Here is a 21,663-nt window from a genome sequence, read left to right as displayed (position 1 = left end):
CACTTCGTTCAGGGCGACACAACCGAAGAGAGCTGCTGGATTGTCACCCTGAGCGCAGCGAGGGGGCGATACTTCGTGGTGAGACGGAGCCTTGCCCCCTCACTTCGTTCAGGGCGACACAACCGAAGAGAGCTGCTGGATTGTCACCCTGAGCGCAGCGAGGGGGCGATACTTCGTGGTGAGACGGAGCCTTGCCCCCTCACTTCGTTCAGGGCGACACAACTGAGAGGCACACCTATGCGCCTGATCGCTTTCGTTCTGCTCCTCACCGCCCCCCTCGCCGCCCAGGCGCCGACCCCACCACAAATCACCGCCCTCCGCGCCGCCCGGATGCTCGATGTCCGGAGCGGCGCGATCGTAGCGAACCCGGTGGTGCTCATCAGCGGCGAGCGGATCACCGATGTCGGCGGTGCGCTGCCGATCCCGGCGGGTGCCAAGGTCATCGACCTCGGCAACGTGACGCTGATGCCCGGGCTCATCGACGTGCATACCCACTTGCTGCAGAACTACGACGGCAAGCTCGACGGCGATGATCCCAACATGTTGCTCACCGTCGCCAGCATTGGTAACACCAGGCGGGCACTGCTCGGCGCGGCGATGGGGCGCGAGGATCTCGAGGCCGGGATCACGACGGTGCGCGATCTAGGCAACTCCGGTCTCGGCGGCGATGTCGCCCTCCGTGACGCGATCGGCGCTGGCTGGGTCACCGGGCCGCGGATCGTCGCCTCGACGCGGGCGCTTTCGGCGGCGGGTGGCCAGTTCGGACAGGTCGCGCCCGAGGCGCAATCACTGATCGCGAATGAATACGCGGTGATCAGCGGAGTTGAAGATGCACGACGCGCCGTACGCCAGGCGCTGTACGATGGCGCCGACGTCATCAAGGTGATCGTCAACACCGGCCCCCGCGTGGTCGCGCTCGAGGAGTTGAAGGTCATCGTCGACGAAGCCGCGCGGGAAGGGCGCAAGGTCGCCGCGCACGCCATCGGCGCGCAGGCGACGGCGATTGCGGCGCAGGCCGGCGTTGCATCGATCGAGCACGCCTACACCATTCCCGACTCCGTCCTCCAGATGATGAAGGAGAAGGGAATCTTCCTGGTGCCGACCGATTACATGCCCGATTTCTACCTCAATGTCGGCAGCCCTGCGGCCACACCGGCCGAGCAGAAGCAGCGCGAGGCGGGCGTGAAGGGATTCACGTCGGGGAGCCGTGAACGGCTGCGCCGGGCGATGAAGATGGGGGTTCGCGTCGCCTTCGGCTCCGACGAGTACTACCAGATGCCGGGGTTCACGCGCGGCGAAGCGACGCTGCGCTCCTTGCGCGCCTACAGTGACGCGGGACTGACACCGATCCAGGTGATCCGCGCCGCCACCGTCGACGCCGCCGACCTCCTCGGCTGGAGTGGCCGGGTCGGGGCCCTCGAGCGGCTGAAGTATGCCGATATCATCGCCGTGCCGGGGAATCCGCTGGAGGATATCCTGGCGCTCGAGAAGGTGAGCTTTGTGATGAAGGGGGGGAAGGTGGTGAAGCAGTAGGAGAGGGGAAGGGGTGTCATCCTGAGCGAAGCCCGCGCAGCGGGCGAAGTCGAAGGAGCTGGTCTCGATGGTGAGAGGGTGCTCCCTCGACTGCGCGGCCTGCGGCCGCTCCGCTCAGGATGACACGCTTCCGGCCCCTCCGCCCTCCGCCCTCCTCCCTCCTCCCCCCTCCCCTTATTCTTCCCCCATGCCCGAAAAGATCCCCATCGGCGCCGACCACGCCGGCTTCGAAATGAAAGAGATGCTCGCGGATGAGCTCCGGACCCTCGGCTATGACGTCGAGGATCTCGGCACCCACTCCACCGAATCCACCGATTACGCCGACTACGCCCATCCTGTCGCCCAGGAAATCGAGGACGGCAAGGCCAAGCGCGGCATCCTGCTCTGCGGTACCGGGCTCGGGATGTCGTATGCTGCGAACCGGCATCACGGCGTCCGGGCGGCGGTGGTCTGGAATCCCGAGGTCGCCAAGCTCTCGCGGCAGCACAACGATTCCAACATCCTGGTCTTGCCGGCGCGCTGCCTCGATGAAGGCACCGCCCGCGAGATCCTGCGGACCTGGCTGACGACGCCGTTCGACGGTGGCCGCCACCTGCGTCGCATCGAAAAGATCGAGGAGGAGTAGATGGCCCTGAATCACGACGCCCCGCTGGCCCAGGTCGATGCCGGGATCGCTGCCCTCATCAAGGAGGAGCTGGTCCGGCAGCAGGACGGGCTCGAGCTGATCGCCAGCGAGAACTTCACGTCGCGCGCCGTGCTCGAGGCGATGGGGTCGTGTCTCACCAACAAGTACGCCGAAGGGTATCCCGGCAAGCGCTATTACGGCGGCTGCGAAGTCGTCGACAAGGTCGAGCAGATCGCGATCGATCGTGCCAAGCAGATCTTCGGCGCCGATCACGCCAACGTGCAGCCGCACTCGGGCGCGCAGGCGAACTTCGAAGCGTACATGGGGCTCATCAAGCCGGGCGAGAAGCTGATGGGTCTCGCGCTGCCGCACGGTGGTCACCTCACGCACGGCGCCTCGGTAAACCACACTGGCCAGGTCTGGCAGGCGGTGCAGTACGGCGTCCGCTCCGACACCGGCCGGATCGATTACGATGCCGTGCGCACGATGGCCAAGGCCGAGCTCCCCAAGCTGATCATCGCCGGCGGCTCGGCCTACGCGCGCATCATCGACTTCGAGGCGTTCCGCAGCATTGCCGACGAAGTCGGCGCGATCTTCCTGGTCGACATGGCGCACTTCGCCGGTCTCGTCGCGGGTGGCGTCCATCCGTCGCCCGTGCCCCACGCGCACGTCGTCACCAGCACCACGCACAAGACACTGCGTGGTCCGCGCGGCGGGTTGATTCTCTGCACGGCTGAGTATGCCAAGGCGATCGACAAGTCGGTCTTCCCGGGCGGGCAGGGTGGGCCCCTTGAGCACGTCATCGCGGGCAAGGCAGTCGCATTCGGCGAAGCGCTGACGCCCGATTTCAAGGTGTATGCCCAGCAGGTCGTCGATAACGCTCGCGTACTGGCCGAGTCGATGATGGAGCGCGGCTTCGATATCGTCTCGGGCGGAACCGATACTCACCTGATGCTCGTCGATCTGCGCCCCAAGGGACTCACCGGCAAGGAAGCCGAGAAGCTGCTCGGCGCCGCCGCGATCACCGTGAACAAGAACACCGTGCCGGATGATCCCCAGTCGCCGTTCGTGACCTCGGGCATTCGCATCGGCACCCCGGCGATGACGACGCGCGGTTTCGGCACGGCCGAGATGGTACGCGTGGCGGAGCTCATCGACCAGGCGCTCACGGGTCGCGACGAAGCGACGCTCGCGCGCGTGAAGCACGATGTCGAAGAGCTCGCGGGGAAGTTCCCGCTCTATCCCGCTGGCGTGGTCGCGGGCTGAGGCGACGTGCAGGAACTGCAGTTCGCCGACGGGGTCCTGGCCCGCATCCGGGCCAGTGGTGGTCAGCGCTACGATGAGCGCGCCTACCTCTTCGTCCTCTCGGCGATCGAATTTCTCCAGACCAGGCTCGATGTGCGTCGGCACGTCAGCGGCGCCGAACTCGCGTGGGGTTGCCGCGACCTCGCCCTCGAACGCTTCGGACTCCTCTCGCGCACCGTCCTCGACTGCTGGGGCGTGACCGCCACCGCGGACTTCGGCCGCATCGTCTACACCCTCGTCGAGATCGGGCTGCTCTCCACACAGCCGGGGGATCGCGAGGAGGATTTCCATGGGATCTATGATTTCGTGGCGGCGATGGATGAGGGGTACCAGATCAAGGCGGTGGAGTAGGGGCGTCGATCGTCGATCGATTATCGTCGGTCGATGGGGCAAGTCGCCCTGAGCGCAGCCAGGGGGCGGTACCATCCCTTGGAACGACGCTCCGCCCCCTCACTTCGTTCAGGGCGACAGATTATCGCCCATCGATCGACGACCGACAATCGCCGCTAGATTCCAGCCATGCACTTGACCCCCGTCCTCACCCCACTCCAGGCCGCCGAATGGGACGCCGCTGCGGCGGCGAGCGGACGCGCGCTCGAGACGCTGATGGATGCGGCCGGGCGGGCAGTGGCGCAGGTGGTGATCGAGCGGTTCGCGCGGCCTGCAGGTCAGGGAGTGCTGGTCGCCTGCGGTAGTGGCAACAACGGCGGTGATGGCTGGGTCGCCGCACGCGCACTCCACGCGCTCGGCGTGTCGGTCTGGGTGACGGAGACCGCTGCGCCACACGCCGGCATCGCGGCGACCGCGCGCGATCAGGCACTCGCCGATGGCGTGCGGACGGTGCCGCACGATGGTCCGTGGCCCACCGTGGCACTCGTCATCGATGCGATTCTCGGCACTGGTGCCCGCGGCCCGCTGCGCGAGCCGATCCCCGAGTTGCTCGCCCGGCTCATCGATCTCGAACTCCCCATCGTCGCGATCGACGGCCCGACCGGACTCGATCTCGAAACCGGCCTGCCGCACGGTCCCATCCTCGCCACGCTCACGATCACCTTCGGCGGCGTGCGGCGCGGGCACTTGCTCGCGCGCGATGAGAGCGGCGAGATCGTCGTCGTCGATATCGGTCTCGGCCACGCCGATGCATCGCTGCCGCGACTGGTCGATCGTGGCTGGGCCGCCGATCGGCTGGTCGGTCTCGCAGCGCGGAGTCACAAGGGGATTCGCGGGCGCGTTGTGATTGTGGGCGGCGACACGACCATGACCGGCGCCGCGCGACTCGTCGCGCGCGCTGCCTTCGGCGCTGGTGCCGGACTCGTGCACGTGATCGCGCCAGCCGAGAGCATCGCCGTGCTGCGTACGGCCGAGCCCGATGTGCAGACCCTCGAACAGGAATTCACCGGTTCGCTCTCGACCGACGCGATCGAGCGGATCAACGCTGCCGATGTCGTGATCATCGGCCCGGGGCTCGGCCGCGCCGATGGCCGCACTGCCTTCGTGCTCCAGGTGCTCACCCACGCGCGCGCTGCCGTGATTGATGCCGACGCACTCTTCGCCCTCAAGGGATCGGTTGCGGCACTCGCCGAGTTGGCGGGGAGCCGAGCGTTCGTCTGCACGCCACATCTGGGGGAGTTCCGCACCCTCTTTCCGGAATTCGCCGACGACCTCGAGACGGCGCCCTGGGAAGCGGCCCAGAACGCGACGCTCGCGAGTCATTGCGCCGTGCTACTGAAGGGTGTGCCCACGGTAGTGGCCTGCGAGAGCCATCCGCTGCTTACGGTGGCCGCCGGGAACCCGGGGCTCGCGACTGGTGGCAGCGGTGACGTCCTGTCGGGGATCATTGGTGCATTGCTGGGGCAGGGGATCGTCCTTCCCGATGCAGCAGCGATGGCGGCGCAGGCGCTCGGTGAGGCCGCCGATATTGCTGCCCGTCGCGTCACCGCTCGTGCAATGCGACCGATGGATGTGGTCGCCGCACTTCCCGATATCTGGCGTGCCTGGGCGCGCCATCGTGAGAGCCAGATGCCGCACGCTCCCGTCCTCCTCAGTCTCGCCGCTCCACAATCGACGTGAAGCGATTGCTGCTGCTGAGCGCGCTGCTCTTCACCGTGGCCTGTGGTGCCGGCACGAGTGTCGGCGGCGTCGGCGTGCCACTGCGGCCGATCCGCCCGGAAGATCGCGTCCTGCTCGGTGACTTCTCTCGCGTCAACGCCGTCGCTGCGGTGTTCGACCGCGTTTACGTGGCCTACCCAACCTCACTCGGTATCTATCGTTCGCTCACGCACCGCTGGGAGGTGCCACGGGCGCCGGCCGAGCCGCGTTTGCTGAATGCCGTTTTCGCCGCGATCGTCGATGGTGTCGATCAGTCGGTGTGGCTCGCGATCCCCGATGGCTGGCTGCACTATCGCGCGGAGATGGATCTCTGGGAGCGCGGATCGATTCCCGGGCGAGTGCAGAATGTCGCCATCGACGCGGCCGACCCGACCCGCGGTGTTTGGTTCCAGAGCGCCACGGGATGGTATCTGCAGCCTCGCGGGGGTGGTGTGGCGATGGCGGCGTCACCGCCGAAGTCGCTCCGCTTTCCGCCGTCACTCGAAGACGCGATGCGCGACCTGCCGCAGCTGCGCTCGCTCGCTCCCACGCTTGCTCAGGGCCCGCGACTTACGCCGGGCCGGATCACTACCGTGGCGCCCGCGGTCGACGGCAGCGGCTGGTATCTCGGCACCACGACCCGCGGCCTGCTCTACTTCGACCGGATGGGCGCGCAGGGGCAGAGCTTTCGGGTCGGGCTGCCGTCCGAACGCGTCGGCGCCCTCGCTACTACCGATGATGGTCTCTGGGTCGCGACCGATGAGTCGCCCGATGTCGGCGCGCAACTCACCTTTCTCTGCGCCGACCTCTCCTGTTCGAAGAGCATCACCGGTTCGGCCTCCTTCGGGCTCGGATTCAGCGCCGCGCGGCAACTCCTCTTCGCGAGTCAGCACATCTGGATCGGCACCGATCGCGGACTCCTTCGTCAGGCGCTGCCATCGGGCGACCTGAAGCGTTTCGACGAAAGCAGCGGCCTCACTGACCAGCGAGTCACTGCGCTGGTCGCACGACGCGGGAAAGTCGTGAGTGGTGGTCCGCGCGGACTCGCGGCCGAGAATGATGCGGGGGCAATGGAGCGGGTGGCGCCGAACTTCACCGGGATGGTCTATGCCCTCGCGGCGAGCGGCGACACCGTCTGGGCAGCCACCATCTCCGGCCTGCTGCAGTACCTCCCCGGCGCGGCCGACCTCACGCGTCCGGAGGGACTGCGCCAGATCGGCGGGGGCAACGCCTCAACGTATGGCGTGGGCTATGTGTCAGACACTCTGGTCGCGATGACTGCGGATCATCTGCTCTGGCGTGATCCCGTGAGCGGCACCTGGGCCATCGGTCCGGAGTTGTCGTCACGGCTTGGCCGTCTCATGCTGATGTTCACCGACAACGACGGCGCCTGGGTCGCGGGGGATCGCGGCGTGGCGCTCGTTCGCCCTGGTGTGGGAGCGTTGAGTGTGCTCGAGATTCCCGTTGACATTCCCGATCAGGTCACGTCGATCGTGCGGCGCGGGCGCTACCTCTGGATTGGCACCCCGAGCGGACTCGTGCGTTACCTCCTGGATCTCCAATGACCCAGATCCCGATGGGTGGCCACGGCGAGTTCGATCGCATTCGCGCCATCGCCAATGCGCTGGGCGATGACGCCGGGACGCTCGGCGACGATACCGCCGCGATTCCGGCGGGGAAGGGCACGCTGGTGGTGAGCACCGATGTCTCGGTCGAGAATGTCCACTTCCGCCGATCGTGGCTCTCGTTCACCGAGATCGGCTGGCGCGCGACGGCGAGCGCGCTCTCCGACCTCGCCGCTGCGGCTTCGTTGCCGGTGGGGATCACTACCGCCGTCACCCTGCCGGCCGATATGGCCGAGGCCGAGCTGGTGCAGCTGATGCTCGGCGTGGGCGATGCCGCGCGATTCGCTGGCTGCCGTGTACTTGGAGGCGATCTGTCGAGCGGTGAGACGCTCGCGATCACCGTCACTGTGTTCGGTTACGCCGAGAAGCCGATGTCGCGGCAGGGCGCGTCGGCAGGCGACGGTGTGTGGGTCACCGGATCGCTCGGCGGTGCGCGCGCGGCGTTGCTCGCCTGGCTCGAAGGCAGGCCGCCTGAGGATTCTGCTCGCGCTGCCTTCGCGCATCCCGAGCCGCGGCTCGGCGTGGCCCGCTGGCTCGCGGCCAACGGCGCCACCGCAATGATGGATATCTCCGACGGGCTCGGCGGCGACGCGCAGCATCTCGCGGCCGCCTCAACCGTGGGCCTCCGGCTAGAACTCGAGCGGATCCCGCTGCACCCGAGCGTAACCGTGGCGGCTGGATTCGTGGTCGAGGACCCGGCGCTCTTCGCTGCGGTGGGTGGCGAAGACTACGAATTGCTGGTGACGCTGCCGCGCGAGTTTGCCGGGGCGGAAGAGTGCCTTGCCGCGACCGGCATCCCGCTCACGCGTATCGGTTCGGTGCGACGCGACCCGGGCGTGGTGTCGACCTTGATGGGAGCGATGATTACGGTGCCGGGGTTCGAGCACCGTCTGTAGCACCGCCGCTATCCCGTACCGAGAGAATCCGATGCGCCTCCGCTGGCTCACGCTGATCGCCATTTTGCTCGCAACACCACTCACCGCCCAGCAGGGCTTCACCGATGCCTTCTCGCCGGCCGAGTTTGCGGCGCGGCGTGCGGCGCTGATGACGCGGCTGGGCGACGGCGTGGCAGTGATGCAGGGAACTCCGGAGCGGCCAGGGGAGTCGCCGCTCCGGCAGAGCAATCAGTTCTTCTACCTTACCGGCGTTGTCGAGCCGCGGGCGATGCTGATCGTCGATGGCCGCACCCATCGCTCCACCCTCTTCCTTTTCCCCAAGACAGCGGCTCGTGAGGGAATGATCGGCCCGTACCTCGGCACCGACAGCGCTGCCGTGGCAACGACCGGCCTCGACTTCATCCTGCCGCGCGACTCGTTCGCGGTCGCCGTGAAGGCGCTCGGCGATGCTGGTCGACAGATCTACACCCCGTTCGGCCCTGAGGTGCTGGGGAGCGAGTCGTTCTCCGATGTCCGCCGCTTCGTCACCGCCAACAAGCGCGATCCGTGGGATGGCCGCGTCTCGCGTGAGGAGGCATTCATTGCGCACCTCAAGGAGGCGGCGCCGAAGTCGGAGGTGAAGGATCTCGACCCGTTGCTCAACGTGATGCGCGCCACGAAGAGCCCGGCCGAGATCGCGGTGATCCGCGAGGCGACACGGCTCGGTGGCCTCGCAATCATGGAAGTGATGCGCGATGCCGAACCGGGGATGTACGAGTACGAACTCCAGGCCGCGGCAGAATATGTCTACAAGCGCGGCGGGGCATTCGGGGAGTCGTACTTCCCGCTCATTGCCGATGGCCGGAATATGCCCTACGGCTGGTATCACAAGGATCGCGCAAAGCTGGTGAGTGGCGACCTGGTGCAGTTCGACTGGGCACCCGACCTCGCGCACTACACCACCGACGTGACGCGGGTCTTTCCCGCCAATGGCAAGTTCACGCCATTGCAGCGGGAGTACTACACCATCTACCTGCGGCTCTATCAGGCGCTGATGACCTCGATCCGCGTGCACGTGACCGGGCGCGAGATCATGGACAGCGCGGTGGTGAAGATGGACCGGATCGTGTCGACGTATCACTTCACCGACCCGCGCATCAAGTCGGCGGCCGAGGCATTCGTGAAGCGCTATCGCCGGAATCCCGATGGCACCGGCCTGCGTGCCGTACTCGGCCACAGTGTCGGGATGGAAGTGCACGATGTCGCGAATCCCACCGTGACCCTGGAACCGGGCTACATCTTCACGATCGAACCGCAGATGACCACCGACGATGGCGCGCTCTCGGTCCGGCTCGAGGATATGATCCTGATGACCGACACGGGCTACGAAAACCTCTCGGCCTTCATCCCGGTCGAGATCGCCGACATCGAGCGGCTGATGCTGCAGCCGGGGCTGGGGAGCCGGGCACTCAAGCTGCCCACGACCCGGCCGACGCGTCCCCGTGCCAAGCCGTAGCGAACCGGCTATTTTCGGGCCTCCACCACTTCCTTCCCGCCGAGAGCGCTGATGAGCACCATCATCGAAGTCATGGCCCGCGAAATCCTCGATTCCCGTGGCAATCCGACCGTCGAGGCCGAGCTGGTGACGGCGTCCGGGGCACGCGGCCGGGCGGCGGTGCCGAGCGGGGCGTCCACGGGCGAAAAGGAAGCGGCCGAGCTTCGAGACAACGACCCCAAGCGCTACGGCGGCAAGGGCGTCCTCCAGGCGGTCAAGAACGTCAACGAGATCCTCGGCCCCCGGCTCGAGGGGATGAACGTCCTCGATCAGATCGCGATCGACGCCGAGATGACCGATGCCGATGGCACGCCGAACAAGTCGAAGCTCGGTGCCAATGCGATTCTCGCCGTCTCGATGGCGGCGGCGCGTGCAGCGGCGGAAGAGACCGACCTGCCGCTCTATCGCTACCTCGGCGGGCCGATGGCGCGGGTGATGCCAGTCCCGATGATGAACATCCTGAACGGTGGCGCGCACGCGAGCAACAATGTCGACGCGCAGGAGTTCATGATTGTCCCGGTGGGCGCCGACAACTTCAACGACGGCTTCCGGATGGGCGTCGAGGTCTTCCACGCGCTCAAGAAGGTGCTGACGTCCAAGAAGCTTTCGACGGGGGTGGGTGATGAGGGCGGCTTCGCACCGATGTTGCCGAGCAATGAGGCGGCGCTCGACGCGGTGATGGAGGCGATTGAGAAGGCGGGATTCAAGCCGGGTGAAGATCTCGCGATTGCACTCGACGTCGCCGCGAGCGAACTCTACGCCGACGGCGTCTACACCTTCAAGAAGGGCGACGGCTCGAAGAAGAGCTCCGACGAGATGGTCGCGCTCTACTCATCGTGGTGCGACAAGTATCCGATCGTGTCGATTGAAGATGGTCTTGCCGAAGGCGACTGGAAGGGATGGAAGACGCTCACCGAGGCACTGGGCGACCGCTGTCAGCTCGTCGGCGACGACCTCTTCTGCACCAATGTCGATTTGCTGGGGCAGGGGATCGACGAAGGATGCGCCAACGCGATCCTGATCAAGGTCAACCAGATCGGGACGCTGACCGAGACGCTGCAGGCCGTCGAACTCGCGAAGTCGAGCGGTTACGGCGTGATCATCTCGCATCGTTCCGGCGAGACGGAAGACACCTTCATCGCCGATCTCGCGGTCGCCACCAGCGCGGGCCAGATCAAGACCGGCTCGGCGTCGCGCACTGACCGGATCGCCAAATACAACCAGCTGCTCCGCATCGCCGAAGAACTCGGCCCGATCGCCCATTATCCGGGCGGGGACCTCTACCCCCGGTGACCAGGGCGCGGTGGCTGGCACTCGCGGTGCTGGTGCTGGCCGCCGTCTTCGCCTATCACGGCGGCTTCATCTCGACCGCGGGCTATCGCGCCTTGCAGGCGGATGAAGCCGCAAGCACCATCAAGGCCGTGCGCTTGCAGCGCGAGGTCGATTCCCTCAAGGCCTTCGCCGATTCGCTCGAGCACGATCCTGCCGTGCAGGAACGGGTCGCGCGCGATCAGTTCGGGATGCTGCGTCCTGGTGAGATCAGCTTCATGATCGTGCCGGTGAAGCCACCCAAGCCCGACTCTGCCTCCAAGTCGCCCTGAGCGAAGCGAGGGGGCAGGGCTCACCGACGGAGTTGTCACCCTGAGCGCAGCGAGGGGGCAACGCATCGCTGCGGTTCCATTACCAGCCCCCTCACTTCGTTCAGGGCGACAGGGAGCGTTGTCGCCCTGAGCGAAGCGAGGGGGACATTCATCGTTGCGGTTCCATTTCCAGCCCCCCACTTCGTTCAGGGCGACAGGGAGCGTTGTCACCCTGAGCGCAGCGAGGGGGCAATTCATCGTTGCGGTTCCATTACCACCCCCCTCGCTGCGCTCAGGGTGACAACATGAAAGCAAAACCCACCGCATTCACCGTCGCGCACCGACGACTCCATCATCAACGCATCGGCCACGCCGCCGCCACCACGCCACTCGACGTCGTGCGCACGCTCGGCGCGGTGCAGGCGCAGGACTACGGCCAGGCGCTCTGGGGCATTGGTGCGCGCGTCCCCGGCTCGACGCAGGCGTCGATCGAGGCGAGCATCGCCAAGGGTGAGATTCTCCGCACCTGGCCGATGCGCGGCACCATCCACTTCGTGCCCGCGGTCGATGCGCACTGGATGCTCGCGATTTCGGCCGAGCGGACAATGGGGCAGGTCGCGAAGCGGATGGCGGAGCTCAAACTGACGCCGATGATGATCGAGCGAAACAACGAGATCTTCCGGAAAGGGCTCGCTGATGGCCAGCGGTTGCAGCGCGAGGAGATGTTCGCGTTGCTCACGCGCGCCGGAGTGAAGCTGGTGCCTGAGCACCACTACTCGATCATCTGGCACGCGGCATTGCACGGCGTGATTGGGCACGGACCGATGGACGGCAAGCAGCCGACCTTCGTGCTGCTCGACGGATGGGTGAAGAAGCCGAAGAAGTTGTCGGGGGATGCGGCGCTTGTCGAGCTCGCCCGGCGCTACTTCACGAGTCACGGGCCGAGCACGGTACAGGACTTTGGCTGGTGGGCGGGGCTCGCGATGGGGCGGGCGCGGGAGGGGCTCGAGGGGGCCAAGGCTTCGCTTGCCTCCGAGACATTCCGCGGCAAGGAGTATTGGGGCCCGACCGACGGCGGCACCCCGGACGCCTCCCTCGCCGAGGGGGTCCATCTCCTCGCCGGCTTCGACGAATTCTTCCTCGGCTATCAGGGGCGGGAGGATGTGATCGACCTGGCCCACGCGCCCAAGGTGATCCCCGGTTCCAACGGGATCTTCCGGCCGATGATCGTGGTCGATGGCCAGGTGGTGGGGACCTGGAAGAAGGTGATGAAGGCCAAGTCGGTGGCGATCGAGCTGGCGCCGTTCGGGAAGCTCAGGGCCACCAAGGGGGAGATCACCGCGGCGGCGCAGCGGGTGGCCGATTTCGTGGGACTCCCGGTGTCGGGCGTGGTCCAGGGGTAAGCAGAAACGCCCCGACGGCGTGAACCCGTCGAGGCGCGTTTTTCCACAAATAGCTGGGGCGGGACTCGAGCCGAAGGCGAGCGAGGCGGCGCAGCCGCCGTAGCTCCACCCGCGACCGGGCGCGGTTTTCGGTGGAATAGCAGGGGCGGGACTCGAACCCGCGACCCCGGCATTATGAGTGCCGTGCTCTAACCAGCTGAGCTACCCTGCCGTGCGGGAGACAAGCTAGCCAAATGCCCCCCGGATCGGGAGCCTCTGGCCATGTTCTCTCGCCCCGGGCCTCACGCCGTGGGCTGCCTCTCCGCAGCTGTGGAGTCCCGACGGCGGTTCGAGCTGGCGACAGTAGAGCTGGTGTGCGGCGCCTCCAAGGCTGCTCCGAGGCACCCACGACGCGACGCCCGCGAGCATCTATGGCCTCGAGAGGATCGCCGCGACGAGATCTGTCGCCCCGGGCCGTCGACTTGGCGGGTGCATTGCGCCGCGACGCCTGGGGCCTCCGAAGTCGTATGGGCAGGACCTCTGAGGGAACGAAAACCTGAAACTCCCCCCACCTGCATTCCGAACGCTACCGAATGATTCCTCCACGCGGGTCTTCGCTCGCCCTGCTGTTACTCGCCACGGCGAGCTGCTCCCGCGCACCGGACTCGCCCTCGCTCATCATCCGCCACGCGACCCTCTTCGCCGGCGACTCGACCGATCTCCGTCTCAACCGCACCATTATGGTGCAAGCCGATCGCATCAGCGCCGTCGTGCCGGACTCCGTCGGTGTGACCGTACACGGGGCGCAGGAAATCGACGCCCACGGCCGCCTGGTCACCCCCGGCTTCATCGATGTGCACCATCATCTCGACTACGTCTTTCCTGATTCGATTTCAGCGGGCGGCGGTGCGATCGCGAAGTTCCGCACCGATTCGGCTTCGGTAACCGGCTATCGCCACCGCTGGGCGGATGCTTACCTGCCGTTCGGCGTGACCACCGTGCGCGAGGTCGGCGGGAACGAGGCGTATCTCGCGATGCGGCTCGCGTGGCAGAAGCGCGTGCCGTGGGCGCCTGACTTCATCACCTCCGGCGGCGGGCTGGTGACGCACGAAGCTGGGCGCGTGCCGTTCGCGGGGCACACCGAGGTGATGGACTCACTCGACGCTGTGCGCCACATTCGCCAGGACTACGCCGCTGGCGTCCGTGACGTGAAGCTCTACTGGCGGCTGCGCTGGCCTGAGTACGTCGCGGCATTCCACGAGGCGACGCGGCTCAAGATGCACATCACCACGCACATCGACTTTGGCGTCACCCGCATTCCCGATGCTCTCACCCTCGGCGTTCGCCACTTCGAGCACGCCTACACGCTCGCGGGCGCGGTGCTGCCCGATGGCACCATCGCGGCCGGATGGGCTGAGGCGCGCGCGACGCTCGGGCCAGCGCAGCCGGGAGCGTTCTACTTCGGTGTGTTGGCGTACTTGCGCCGGTTGCCGGAGCACGATGCCGCGCTCGATTCGCTCGTGGCACGCTTCGCCGCAACGGGCGCGACCGTGACACCGACAATCCACCTCTTCGGGCAGCACGTTGAGGCGACCTGGTTCCGGTCGGCGTCGCTTGGTGCATTCGACGACTCGCGTCAGTGGACGCCGGCTCAGCGTGCGGCAGCATTGCATGGATATCGACGCCTGCAGCGGCTGGTGTTGCAGCTGCACCGCGCCGGCGTCGGGCTCGCGGTGGGCACCGACTGGACCGACCCGGGGAAGGCGGTGCTCTCGGAAATGTTGGCCCTTCACGACGCCGGGATCTCGATGCCTGATGTGCTTCGCATCGCGACCTGGGGCGGGGCGAGGGCGATCGAACGGAGCGAAGAGGTAGGGAAGATCGCAGCCGGTTACCGCGCCAACCTGATCATCTTCGACGACAATCCGATCGACAATCCGCGCGCATTGCTGGGCCGAAAGCAGGTCATCAAGGACGGGGTCATGCGGCCGGAATAGTGCGAGGTCGCGCTCGCTATGCGTCTCCACGGGATCATGCCATCCATCGCTCGACTCTCTGCCGCTGCGCTTCCCGCGCTCCTCCTCCTCGGCTGCAGCTATGGCGCGCCGAAGCTCGAGCTTCGCATCGCCAATCACGCCAACGCCTATACCGGCCCGGTGAGCGCCTTCGCAGTCTACTCGGCGTGGGTGCGTCCGCCTACTGGGCTGTCGACCTTTCCTGATGGCGGCAAGCCGATGGTGCTGGCCGAGGCGGCGGCGGTCTATCTCTGTGACACAGTGACGGTGGAAGTGCATCGACTCTGGCGCGTGGACAAGCCGGCGCAGGTGCGCTCGGGGTTCACGCCGTGGCTGGGGCCGTGGGATCGCGACGGGATCCATGTGAGTCTGCGCGGCTATCGATCGCTGACGACCGACCCCGTCGCCGCGTACCGGGTGAACTACCGGCTCGACTCGGTTGGCGTCGCTTCGGTGATCATCGATGAACCGCCATTCGACGCCGCGACGTCGGAGCATGTCGCCTGCGCCGAGGCGGTGATAGCGGCGGCCGAACGTGCGCCGCCGTCGTCTCAGCCGAAGTAGCGCGGGCTACGCGCCGGGGTACTTGCTCGCGTAGTGTGCCATCGCATTGGTGACCAGCTTGCGCGCTTCGGCGGCATCACCGAAGCCGCGGCTTTCGGTGCGGGTGCCTTCGAGGTCCTTGTAGACCTGAAAGAAGTGTTCGATCTCGCGCAGGGTGTGCGGGCGGAGATCGTCGAGGTCGTTGATCGAGGTCGCGAAGGGGTCTTTTGTCGGCACTGCAATGATTTTCTCGTCGCCTTCGCCGCGGTCGATGAGCTTGAAGACTCCCACCACTCGCACTTCCACCAGACAACCGGTGAAGACCGGCTCGGTCATCAGCACGAGGGCGTCGAGCGGGTCGTGGTCATCGCCGAGCGTCCGCGGGATGAAGCCGTAGTTGCCGGGGTAGTGCATCGCGCTGTGCAAGACGCGATCGAGCTTGTAGACGCCGAGCTCCTTGTCGAGCTCGTACTTGTTGCGTTGACCGGCGGGGATTTCGATGACCGCGGTGACGATATCCGGCGGCTGCGGGCCGGCGGGGATGTCGTGCCACGGGTGAAAGGCAGCGGTCGATCGGGTCACGCGGATGCTCCAGGGCGTAAGTCAGGGGGAAAGGTGGCGGGTCCCCACCGAGATGTCACCCCGCGATAACCCGGTGGTGCCGCGCTCGCGCGGCACCGGTCTCCGATTCGCGGGGAGTCTGCTCGCGCCGTACCTCGTGCGGTGCAGATCCTCGCGTGTCATCCTGAGCGTAGCGGCCGAAGGCCGCGAAGTCGAAGGACCTGGTCACCGGGCGTCGCCTCGTGGGCCGCCTCTCCGCAGCTGTGGAGTCCCGACGGCGGTTCGAGCTGGCGCCGGTAGAGTTGGTGCGCGGCGCCTCCAAGGCTGCTACGAGGCACCCACGACGCGACGCCCTCGAGGATCTGTCGTGACGAGATGTGTCGCCCCGGGTCATCGGGCGATCGAAAAGAACCAGGTGCAGAGCCTGGCCCGCGCATCCTGGCCGGCGCGTGATAGCAGGACATCGTCGCGGGCCCTGGGGCCTCCGAAGTCGCGTAGTCCGCGACACCCGCGTCGCGCACCTCGCTGGTCAGGCCTCACGCCGTGGGCTGCCTCTCCGCAGCTGTGGACCCGACGGCGGTTCGAGCTGGCGCCGGTAGAGTTGGTGCGCGGCGCCTCCAAGGCTGCTACGAGGCACCCACGACGCAACGCCCGCGAAACTCCGTCGCCCCGGGCCGTCGACTTGGCGAGTGCATGGTGACGCGACGCCCGCGGCCAGCTCACTCCGACCGATCCCCGTCCCATCCGTGGAACGTCGCCTTCCTCTGGCGCAGAATGAAACTCCCCACTCCGCCTCCCCGTCCCGGCCACTGCATCAGTTCTCTAACCCGGGTCTATCGATGCTCGAACTCGAAGGCGTCACCAAACGCTTTCCGAATGGTGTGGTCGCCGTCGCCGACTTCTCGCTTTCCCTGACGAGTGGCGTCGTCGGCCTGCTCGGCCCCAACGGAGCAGGGAAGACGTCGCTGATGCAGATGATCGCGACGATCACTCGGCCCAGCTCGGGGGTGATCCGCTTCGACGGGGTCGATCTCGCTCGCGACCCTGACCATCTCCGCCGTCGCCTAGGGTACTTGCCGCAGGACTTCGGTGTCTACGACAATCTCACCGCCTTCGAGTTCCTGACCTACTTCGCGGCGCTCAAGGGTGTGCGAAGCAAGGCCAGGGTGATGGAGTTGCTCGAGCTCGTTAACCTGCACAGCGTGGCGCATCGTGCCGCTGGCGGGTTCTCGGGCGGGATGAAGCAGCGACTCGGCATCGCGCAGGCGCTCGTCAACGACCCCGAGATCGTGATCGTCGATGAACCGACCGCCGGCCTCGATCCGGAAGAGCGAGTCCGCTTCCGCAACATCCTCTCCGACGTCGGCTTCGGCAAGCTGGTGATCCTGTCGACACACATCGTGACCGACATCGAGAGCGTAGCGACATCGATCGCAGTGATGAAGGAAGGGCGACTGATCACCTGCGCTACGCCGGAGCGGCTGATCTCGGCCGCCGAAGGAAGTGTCTGGGAGGTCGTAATCTCGTCGGAGCAGTTCGAGGTCGAGCGGAAGCGGCTCCGGATTTCGCACGCGGTGCGCCGAGCCGACGGGGTGCATACCCGAGTGGTCGGGGCGGCGCCGCTGCTGCCGGCAGTGGTCGCGGCAGATCCGACGCTCGAAGACGCCTTCCTCTATGCGCTCGGTGCCGCGGGCGTGTCAGCGTGAGCATGCTGAGTCGCATCGGCGCCGTGGTGCAGGCTGACCTGCGTGTCCGGCTCAGGCGCACGTCGACGCTGGTGATCTTCCTGGTACTCTGCGCCCTCGCCTACAAGTTCGTCCCCGATCTCGCGACCGGCAGGGCGATGATCCAGATCGACGGCCATCGTTCGCGCTACGACTCGGCGACGATCGCCATCGTCACCGCCGCGCTCTGCTCCGTCGTGCTCGGGATGCTTGGCTTCTATATGGTGAGCAGTGCGATCCGCCGGGACGTGGTGAGTCGGACCGGATACGTCATCGCGGCGATGCCGGTGCGGAGTGCGGAGTATCTGTCCGGGAAGCTGCTCGGCAGCGTCCTCTTCCTTTCGCTGGTCGTGTGTGGATACATCCTCAACGTGATGGGGATGCAGCTGTTGCGAGGTGAGGCACCGGTCGAACCGCTGGTGTATCTGGGGACGTTCATCGTGATGACGGGCCCGGTGATCCTGGTGGTGTCGGCGCTTGCACTGCTGTTCGAATGCGTGCCGCTGCTTTCGGGACGGCTGGGCGATCTGGTCTACTTCTTCGTCTGGATCGCGATCGTTGCGCTGGCGTCCGGAGCCCAGCGTCAGCCTGCGGGAAACTGGCGGCACTACATCGACATCTTCGGGATGGGATTCCTGACGCAGCAGGTCAGTGGCGGGCTGCCACACGCGAGCATGTCGATCGGCTCCACGAACTTCGATCCGGCGAAGTCAGTATTCATCTTCGCCGGCATCGACTGGAGTTGGCGGTCGCTCGCGCCGCGCGTGGCAGTGAGCCTGCTGGTGCTGCCGCTCTTCGTGTTGGCGTGGCCAACGTTTCATCGCTTCGACCCTGCGCGGATCAGGGCGGCCGCGGCGCGTGGCCGGTTCAACCCGTTGGCGCGAGTGAATCTCTGGCTGAAGCCTGCGACCCGTTTCCTGGTTTCGTTCGCCGGCAGTGGCGGTGGCGTGGTGCGGCTGGTGATTGCCGAGATGCTGCTGGGCTTCCTGCTGGCACCGGCGACGCTACTGATCCTCGTGGCCGCAATGGTGGCCGGCACGGTGTTGCCGCTACCACTCGTGCTGAGCACTGTATTGCCGTTCACGTTCCTCGGCCTCGCGATTGCGATTGCCGACATGACACCGCGCGATCAGACGGCGGGTGTCCGGTCGCTGCTCTTCACGATGCCGGGAATGCGAGAGCACTATCTCCCCGTGAAATTCCTCGCGACGGCGGGCACGGTGCTGCTCTTCGTGCTGGTGCCCCTGTTACGACTCGCAGTCGCGCGTCCGGCATCAGCGCTGTCGCTGTTGATCGGTGCCGGGTGCCTGGCGGCCACGGCGACAGCGTTCGGCGTGTGGAGCCGGGGGCCGAAGGCGTTTGCGGGCGCCTTCCTGCTCTTCTTCTACGGCGCAATGAACAGCGATGACGTGCCGGCGATGGACTTCGCGGGCTTCTTCGGGGTGGCCACGGCCCAAGTCCGGCTCTGCTACGCTGGCGGTGCCGTGGCCTTGATGGCGCTGCTCTGGCTGACGCAGCGGCGGGAGTCGGCGTAGGGAGGAGGCGCTCGAGCTTCGCTGGGACGAGGGAGTCCCCGGTGGTGCCGCCTTCGGGCGGCGTAGATCTCACCCCCTGCGGAGGCTCGCACCCGGCCCTCACGCCGTGGGCTGCCTCTCCGCAGCTGTGGAGTCCCGACGGCGGTTCGAGCTGGCGCTCCCCAGGGTTGTCATCCTGAGCGAAGCGAGCCGGAGGCGAGCGCAGTCGAGGGAGCAACCCCTCGCCGTCGAGACCACCTCCTTCGACTTTGCGGCCTGCGGCCGCTTCGCTCAGGATGACAATGACGCGACGCCCGCACCCATCACCCTTCTCCCTTCCCCCTTCTCCCTTCTCCCTTCTCCATTCTGCCGTACTATTCAGCATCCAGTCCACAATCGCGGTTCTTACCCCTGAGGTCCCGCCTATGTCCTCTCGCGTCGTCCGGCCGACTCTCCTCCTCGCATTCCTTGCCACGCCCCTGTTGGCCCAGGCGCCCGCCGCCACGAGTGACCTCCCGGTTCGCTCGGTGGTGCTCTTCTCCTCCGGTGTCGGCTATTTCGAGCACGGCGGTACGGTGCGCGGCTCCGGCTCGGCCGAACTCCGCTTCAAGACCGCGCAGATCAACGACGTGCTCAAGTCGTTGACGCTGCAGGATCTCGATGGCGGCAAGGTGACCACCATCACCTATCCGTCGCAGGATCCGGTGAGCAAGACGCTGCGCAGCTTTCAGGTCGACATCACCAACAATCCGGGAATGGGTGCGCTGCTGAACCAGCTACGCGGCGCGCGGGTGACCATCCAGACTGGCGCGCAGCAGATCACGGGCACCGTGGTCGGTGTGGAGCAGCGGCGGAAGGCGGCGGAGCAGGGCGGGCCGATTGACGTGCCGGTGCTCAACGTGCTCTCCGGTGCGATGATCCGCTCGATCGAGTTGCCGAGCATCTCGTCGCTCACGCTCGACGATGCGAAACTGCAGGATGAACTCACTCGCGCACTCGCGGCACTGAGCCAGGCGCGCGATCAGGACAAGAAACCGGTGACCATCTCGTATGCCGGTGAAGGGGCGCGCCGGCTCCGCGTGGGCTATGTGGTGGAGACGCCGATCTGGAAGACGTCGTATCGGCTGATCCTTGAGGAGAAGCGCACGTTGCTGCAAGGGTGGGCGATCGTTGAGAACCAGACCGAGAGCGACTGGAACAATGTCTCACTCTCGCTGGTGAGTGGCCGGCCGATCTCGTTCAAGATGGATCTCTATCAGCCGCTCTATCTCGAGCGCCCGACGGTGGTGCCGGAGTATTTCGCCGGGCTGCGCCCGCAGGTGTACGAACCGGGGTCAGCTACCGACAAGCTCCCAGTTAATCAGATCGGCGGCGTCCTGGCTCTGCAGCCAGGGAAGCTGGTGCCGCGGGACAAGCTCGGGACGAACTCATTCGAGGACGCGTCGCTCACGACCGGCGCGAGCTCGTCTGAGTTCGGTGGCGCACAGGGTGGCGTGATCGCAATCAGGGATGCCGCTAATTCCGTCCGCAGCTCCGCCACCGGCGCCCAGCTTGGGGAGCTCTTCCAGTATGCCATTCGCGATGTAACGCTCGCGCGGCAGAAGTCGGCGATGCTGCCGATCGTAACCGACAGCGTGAGCGCCGAGCGGGTGTCGATCTACAACTCGGCGGTGATGCCGCGGAACCCGCTCTACGGTGTGCGGCTCAAGAACACCACGGGGATGCATCTGCTGCAGGGGCCGGTCACGGTGATCGAGGCCGGGAGTTACGCCGGCGATGCCCGGCTCGACAACGTGCCGCCAGGGCAGCAGCGGTTGCTGAGCTACGGCATTGATCTCGATCTTGTGGTCGACAACACCACCGCTTCCTCGCAGACCAATGTGGTGACCGCAAAGATCGTGAAGGGGGTGCTGACGCTCGATCGCAAGTCGGTGGCATCGCGTGACTACAAGATCGACAACAAAGGCACGCGCGAGAAGGTGGTGATCATCGAGCACCCCGCACGACAGGGGTGGACCTTCGTCGATGGTGTCAAGCCGGTTGAGACGACCCCCGCGGTCGCGCGCTTCCAGACGACTGCACCAGCGGGCAAGGTGACGGTGGTCGCGGTGAGGGAGGAGCGGATCGACCAACAGACGGTGGCAATGGTCGACGAGGATATCGCCGACCTGCTCGTCTACAATCGCACTGGCGCAATGCCACCCGCCGTCCGCGATGCGATTGCGAAGGCGATCGAGATGCGGCAGGCGATTGCGGTCGCTGAGCGGCAAATCGACGACCAGACGGCACAGATCGCGGCGATCACGCAGGAGCAGACGCGGATTCGCGAGAACATGAAGACCGTTGACGCGAAGTCGCAGTACTACGGGCGGCTGCTCGACAAGCTCAATGAACAGGAGACTCTGATCGAGCGGGCGCAGAAGGAGCGGGACTCGCTGACCTCAAAGAAGGAGGCGCAGGAGAAGACGCTCGCCGACTATCTCAACGGACTGACCATCGGGTAAGTGTTGTCGCCCGGGTTGTCATCCTGAGCGGAGCTCCGGGCCTCGCGCCGTGGGCTGCCTCTCCGCAGCTGTGGAGTCCCGACGGCGGTTCGAGCTGGCGACAGTAGAGCTGGTGCGCGGCGCCTCCAAGGCCGCTCCGAGGCACCCACGACGCGACGCCCGCGAAACTCTGTCCCCCCGGTTGTCATCCTGAGCGAAGCGAGCCGGAGGCGAGCGCAGTCGAGGGAGCAACCC

Annotated in this window: 17 protein-coding genes and 1 tRNA gene; 16 read left to right on the top strand and 2 right to left on the bottom strand. The window is 66.4% G+C overall.

Annotated elements, in window-relative coordinates; all coding sequences use genetic code 11:
• Nucleotides 1-237 precede the first annotated feature (237 nt).
• The 11 genes from V4558_00090 to V4558_00040 all read left to right on the top strand — a co-directional run bounded on the left by V4558_00090 (nucleotide 238) and on the right by V4558_00040 (nucleotide 12,589).
• On the top strand, nucleotides 238-1,533 hold the full coding sequence (locus V4558_00090; GenBank protein MES2303874.1) for an amidohydrolase family protein: 1,296 nt from the start codon (nucleotides 238-240) through the stop codon (nucleotides 1,531-1,533).
• A 187-nt stretch (nucleotides 1,534-1,720) separates the two neighbouring features.
• Nucleotides 1,721-2,158 carry a ribose 5-phosphate isomerase B gene (rpiB, locus tag V4558_00085; GenBank protein MES2303873.1) on the top strand — a complete coding sequence of 146 codons (438 nt, stop codon included), beginning with the start codon at nucleotides 1,721-1,723 and terminating at the stop codon, nucleotides 2,156-2,158.
• On the top strand, nucleotides 2,159-3,424 hold the full coding sequence (gene glyA, locus V4558_00080) for a serine hydroxymethyltransferase (GenBank protein MES2303872.1): 1,266 nt from the start codon (nucleotides 2,159-2,161) through the stop codon (nucleotides 3,422-3,424).
• Between the two features lie 6 nt (nucleotides 3,425-3,430).
• On the top strand, nucleotides 3,431-3,814 hold the full coding sequence (locus V4558_00075; protein ID MES2303871.1) for a Minf_1886 family protein: 384 nt from the start codon (nucleotides 3,431-3,433) through the stop codon (nucleotides 3,812-3,814).
• Between the two features lie 168 nt (nucleotides 3,815-3,982).
• On the top strand, nucleotides 3,983-5,533 hold the full coding sequence (locus V4558_00070) for an NAD(P)H-hydrate dehydratase (GenBank protein MES2303870.1): 1,551 nt from the start codon (nucleotides 3,983-3,985) through the stop codon (nucleotides 5,531-5,533).
• A complete protein-coding gene (locus V4558_00065; GenBank protein ID MES2303869.1) occupies nucleotides 5,530-7,116 on the top strand; it encodes a hypothetical protein in 1,587 nt (528 codons plus the stop codon). Before V4558_00070 ends, V4558_00065 begins: the two co-directional genes overlap by 4 nt.
• A complete protein-coding gene (thiL, locus tag V4558_00060; protein MES2303868.1) occupies nucleotides 7,113-8,072 on the top strand; it encodes a thiamine-phosphate kinase in 960 nt (319 codons plus the stop codon). The genes V4558_00065 and thiL overlap by 4 nt, the downstream gene beginning before the upstream one ends.
• Nucleotides 8,073-8,103: 31 nt before the next feature.
• Complete coding sequence (locus V4558_00055) at nucleotides 8,104-9,567, top strand: Xaa-Pro peptidase family protein (protein ID MES2303867.1); 1,464 nt, start codon at nucleotides 8,104-8,106, stop codon at nucleotides 9,565-9,567.
• 51 nt (nucleotides 9,568-9,618) lie between these two features.
• Entirely contained in the window at nucleotides 9,619-10,899 is a 1,281-nt protein-coding gene (gene eno / locus V4558_00050; GenBank protein MES2303866.1) for a phosphopyruvate hydratase, read from the top strand.
• Nucleotides 10,896-11,207 carry a septum formation initiator family protein gene (locus V4558_00045; protein ID MES2303865.1) on the top strand — a complete coding sequence of 104 codons (312 nt, stop codon included), beginning with the start codon at nucleotides 10,896-10,898 and terminating at the stop codon, nucleotides 11,205-11,207. Before eno ends, V4558_00045 begins: the two co-directional genes overlap by 4 nt.
• Nucleotides 11,208-11,491: 284 nt before the next feature.
• On the top strand, nucleotides 11,492-12,589 hold the full coding sequence (locus V4558_00040) for a winged helix DNA-binding domain-containing protein (protein MES2303864.1): 1,098 nt from the start codon (nucleotides 11,492-11,494) through the stop codon (nucleotides 12,587-12,589).
• Between the two features lie 137 nt (nucleotides 12,590-12,726).
• Here the strand turns inward: V4558_00040 and V4558_00035 are convergent.
• Nucleotides 12,727-12,800: transfer RNA gene (locus V4558_00035), tRNA-Met, on the bottom strand.
• A 361-nt stretch (nucleotides 12,801-13,161) separates the two neighbouring features.
• On the opposite strand from V4558_00035, the gene V4558_00030 reads away from it, so the two are divergent.
• Together V4558_00030 and V4558_00025 are read left to right on the top strand one after the other, a co-directional pair.
• Nucleotides 13,162-14,565: an amidohydrolase family protein gene (locus tag V4558_00030; protein ID MES2303863.1), complete on the top strand. Its 1,404-nt coding sequence runs from the start codon at nucleotides 13,162-13,164 to the stop codon at nucleotides 14,563-14,565.
• A 36-nt stretch (nucleotides 14,566-14,601) separates the two neighbouring features.
• Entirely contained in the window at nucleotides 14,602-15,147 is a 546-nt protein-coding gene (locus tag V4558_00025) for a hypothetical protein (GenBank protein ID MES2303862.1), read from the top strand.
• A 6-nt stretch (nucleotides 15,148-15,153) separates the two neighbouring features.
• Here V4558_00025 and V4558_00020 read toward each other — a convergent pair whose 3' ends face one another.
• A complete protein-coding gene (locus V4558_00020) occupies nucleotides 15,154-15,708 on the bottom strand; it encodes an inorganic diphosphatase (GenBank protein ID MES2303861.1) in 555 nt (184 codons plus the stop codon).
• A gap of 818 nt (nucleotides 15,709-16,526) precedes the next feature.
• On the opposite strand from V4558_00020, the gene V4558_00015 reads away from it, so the two are divergent.
• From V4558_00015 to V4558_00005, 3 genes are all read left to right on the top strand, one after another.
• Nucleotides 16,527-17,393 carry an ABC transporter ATP-binding protein gene (locus V4558_00015; GenBank protein ID MES2303860.1) on the top strand — a complete coding sequence of 289 codons (867 nt, stop codon included), beginning with the start codon at nucleotides 16,527-16,529 and terminating at the stop codon, nucleotides 17,391-17,393.
• 2 nt (nucleotides 17,394-17,395) lie between these two features.
• Entirely contained in the window at nucleotides 17,396-18,946 is a 1,551-nt protein-coding gene (locus V4558_00010) for a hypothetical protein (protein ID MES2303859.1), read from the top strand.
• Between the two features lie 404 nt (nucleotides 18,947-19,350).
• Complete coding sequence (locus tag V4558_00005) at nucleotides 19,351-21,429, top strand: hypothetical protein (GenBank protein MES2303858.1); 2,079 nt, start codon at nucleotides 19,351-19,353, stop codon at nucleotides 21,427-21,429.
• Nucleotides 21,430-21,663 lie beyond the last annotated feature (234 nt).

This window comes from Gemmatimonadota bacterium, assembly GCA_040388535.1.
Taxonomy (GTDB): domain Bacteria; phylum Gemmatimonadota; class Gemmatimonadetes; order Gemmatimonadales; family GWC2-71-9; genus Palsa-1233.
Note: the sequence above shows the minus strand (reverse complement) of the source record. Positions and strands in the feature narration are given on the sequence as shown.

Excerpts from the sequence above, each read along its gene's own strand:
- V4558_00090 (MES2303874.1), top strand. The coding sequence starts at position 238 with ATGCGCCTGATCGCTTTCGTTCTGCTCCTCACCGCCCCCCTCGCCGCC.
- rpiB (MES2303873.1), top strand. The coding sequence starts at position 1,721 with ATGCCCGAAAAGATCCCCATCGGCGCCGACCACGCCGGCTTCGAAATG.
- glyA (MES2303872.1), top strand. The coding sequence starts at position 2,159 with ATGGCCCTGAATCACGACGCCCCGCTGGCCCAGGTCGATGCCGGGATC.
- V4558_00070 (MES2303870.1), top strand. The coding sequence starts at position 3,983 with ATGCACTTGACCCCCGTCCTCACCCCACTCCAGGCCGCCGAATGGGAC.
- thiL (MES2303868.1), top strand. The coding sequence starts at position 7,113 with ATGACCCAGATCCCGATGGGTGGCCACGGCGAGTTCGATCGCATTCGC.
- V4558_00055 (MES2303867.1), top strand. The coding sequence starts at position 8,104 with ATGCGCCTCCGCTGGCTCACGCTGATCGCCATTTTGCTCGCAACACCA.
- eno (MES2303866.1), top strand. The coding sequence starts at position 9,619 with ATGAGCACCATCATCGAAGTCATGGCCCGCGAAATCCTCGATTCCCGT.
- V4558_00040 (MES2303864.1), top strand. The coding sequence starts at position 11,492 with ATGAAAGCAAAACCCACCGCATTCACCGTCGCGCACCGACGACTCCAT.
- V4558_00030 (MES2303863.1), top strand. The coding sequence starts at position 13,162 with ATGATTCCTCCACGCGGGTCTTCGCTCGCCCTGCTGTTACTCGCCACG.
- V4558_00025 (MES2303862.1), top strand. The coding sequence starts at position 14,602 with ATGCCATCCATCGCTCGACTCTCTGCCGCTGCGCTTCCCGCGCTCCTC.
- V4558_00015 (MES2303860.1), top strand. The coding sequence starts at position 16,527 with ATGCTCGAACTCGAAGGCGTCACCAAACGCTTTCCGAATGGTGTGGTC.
- V4558_00010 (MES2303859.1), top strand. The coding sequence starts at position 17,396 with ATGCTGAGTCGCATCGGCGCCGTGGTGCAGGCTGACCTGCGTGTCCGG.
- V4558_00005 (MES2303858.1), top strand. The coding sequence starts at position 19,351 with ATGTCCTCTCGCGTCGTCCGGCCGACTCTCCTCCTCGCATTCCTTGCC.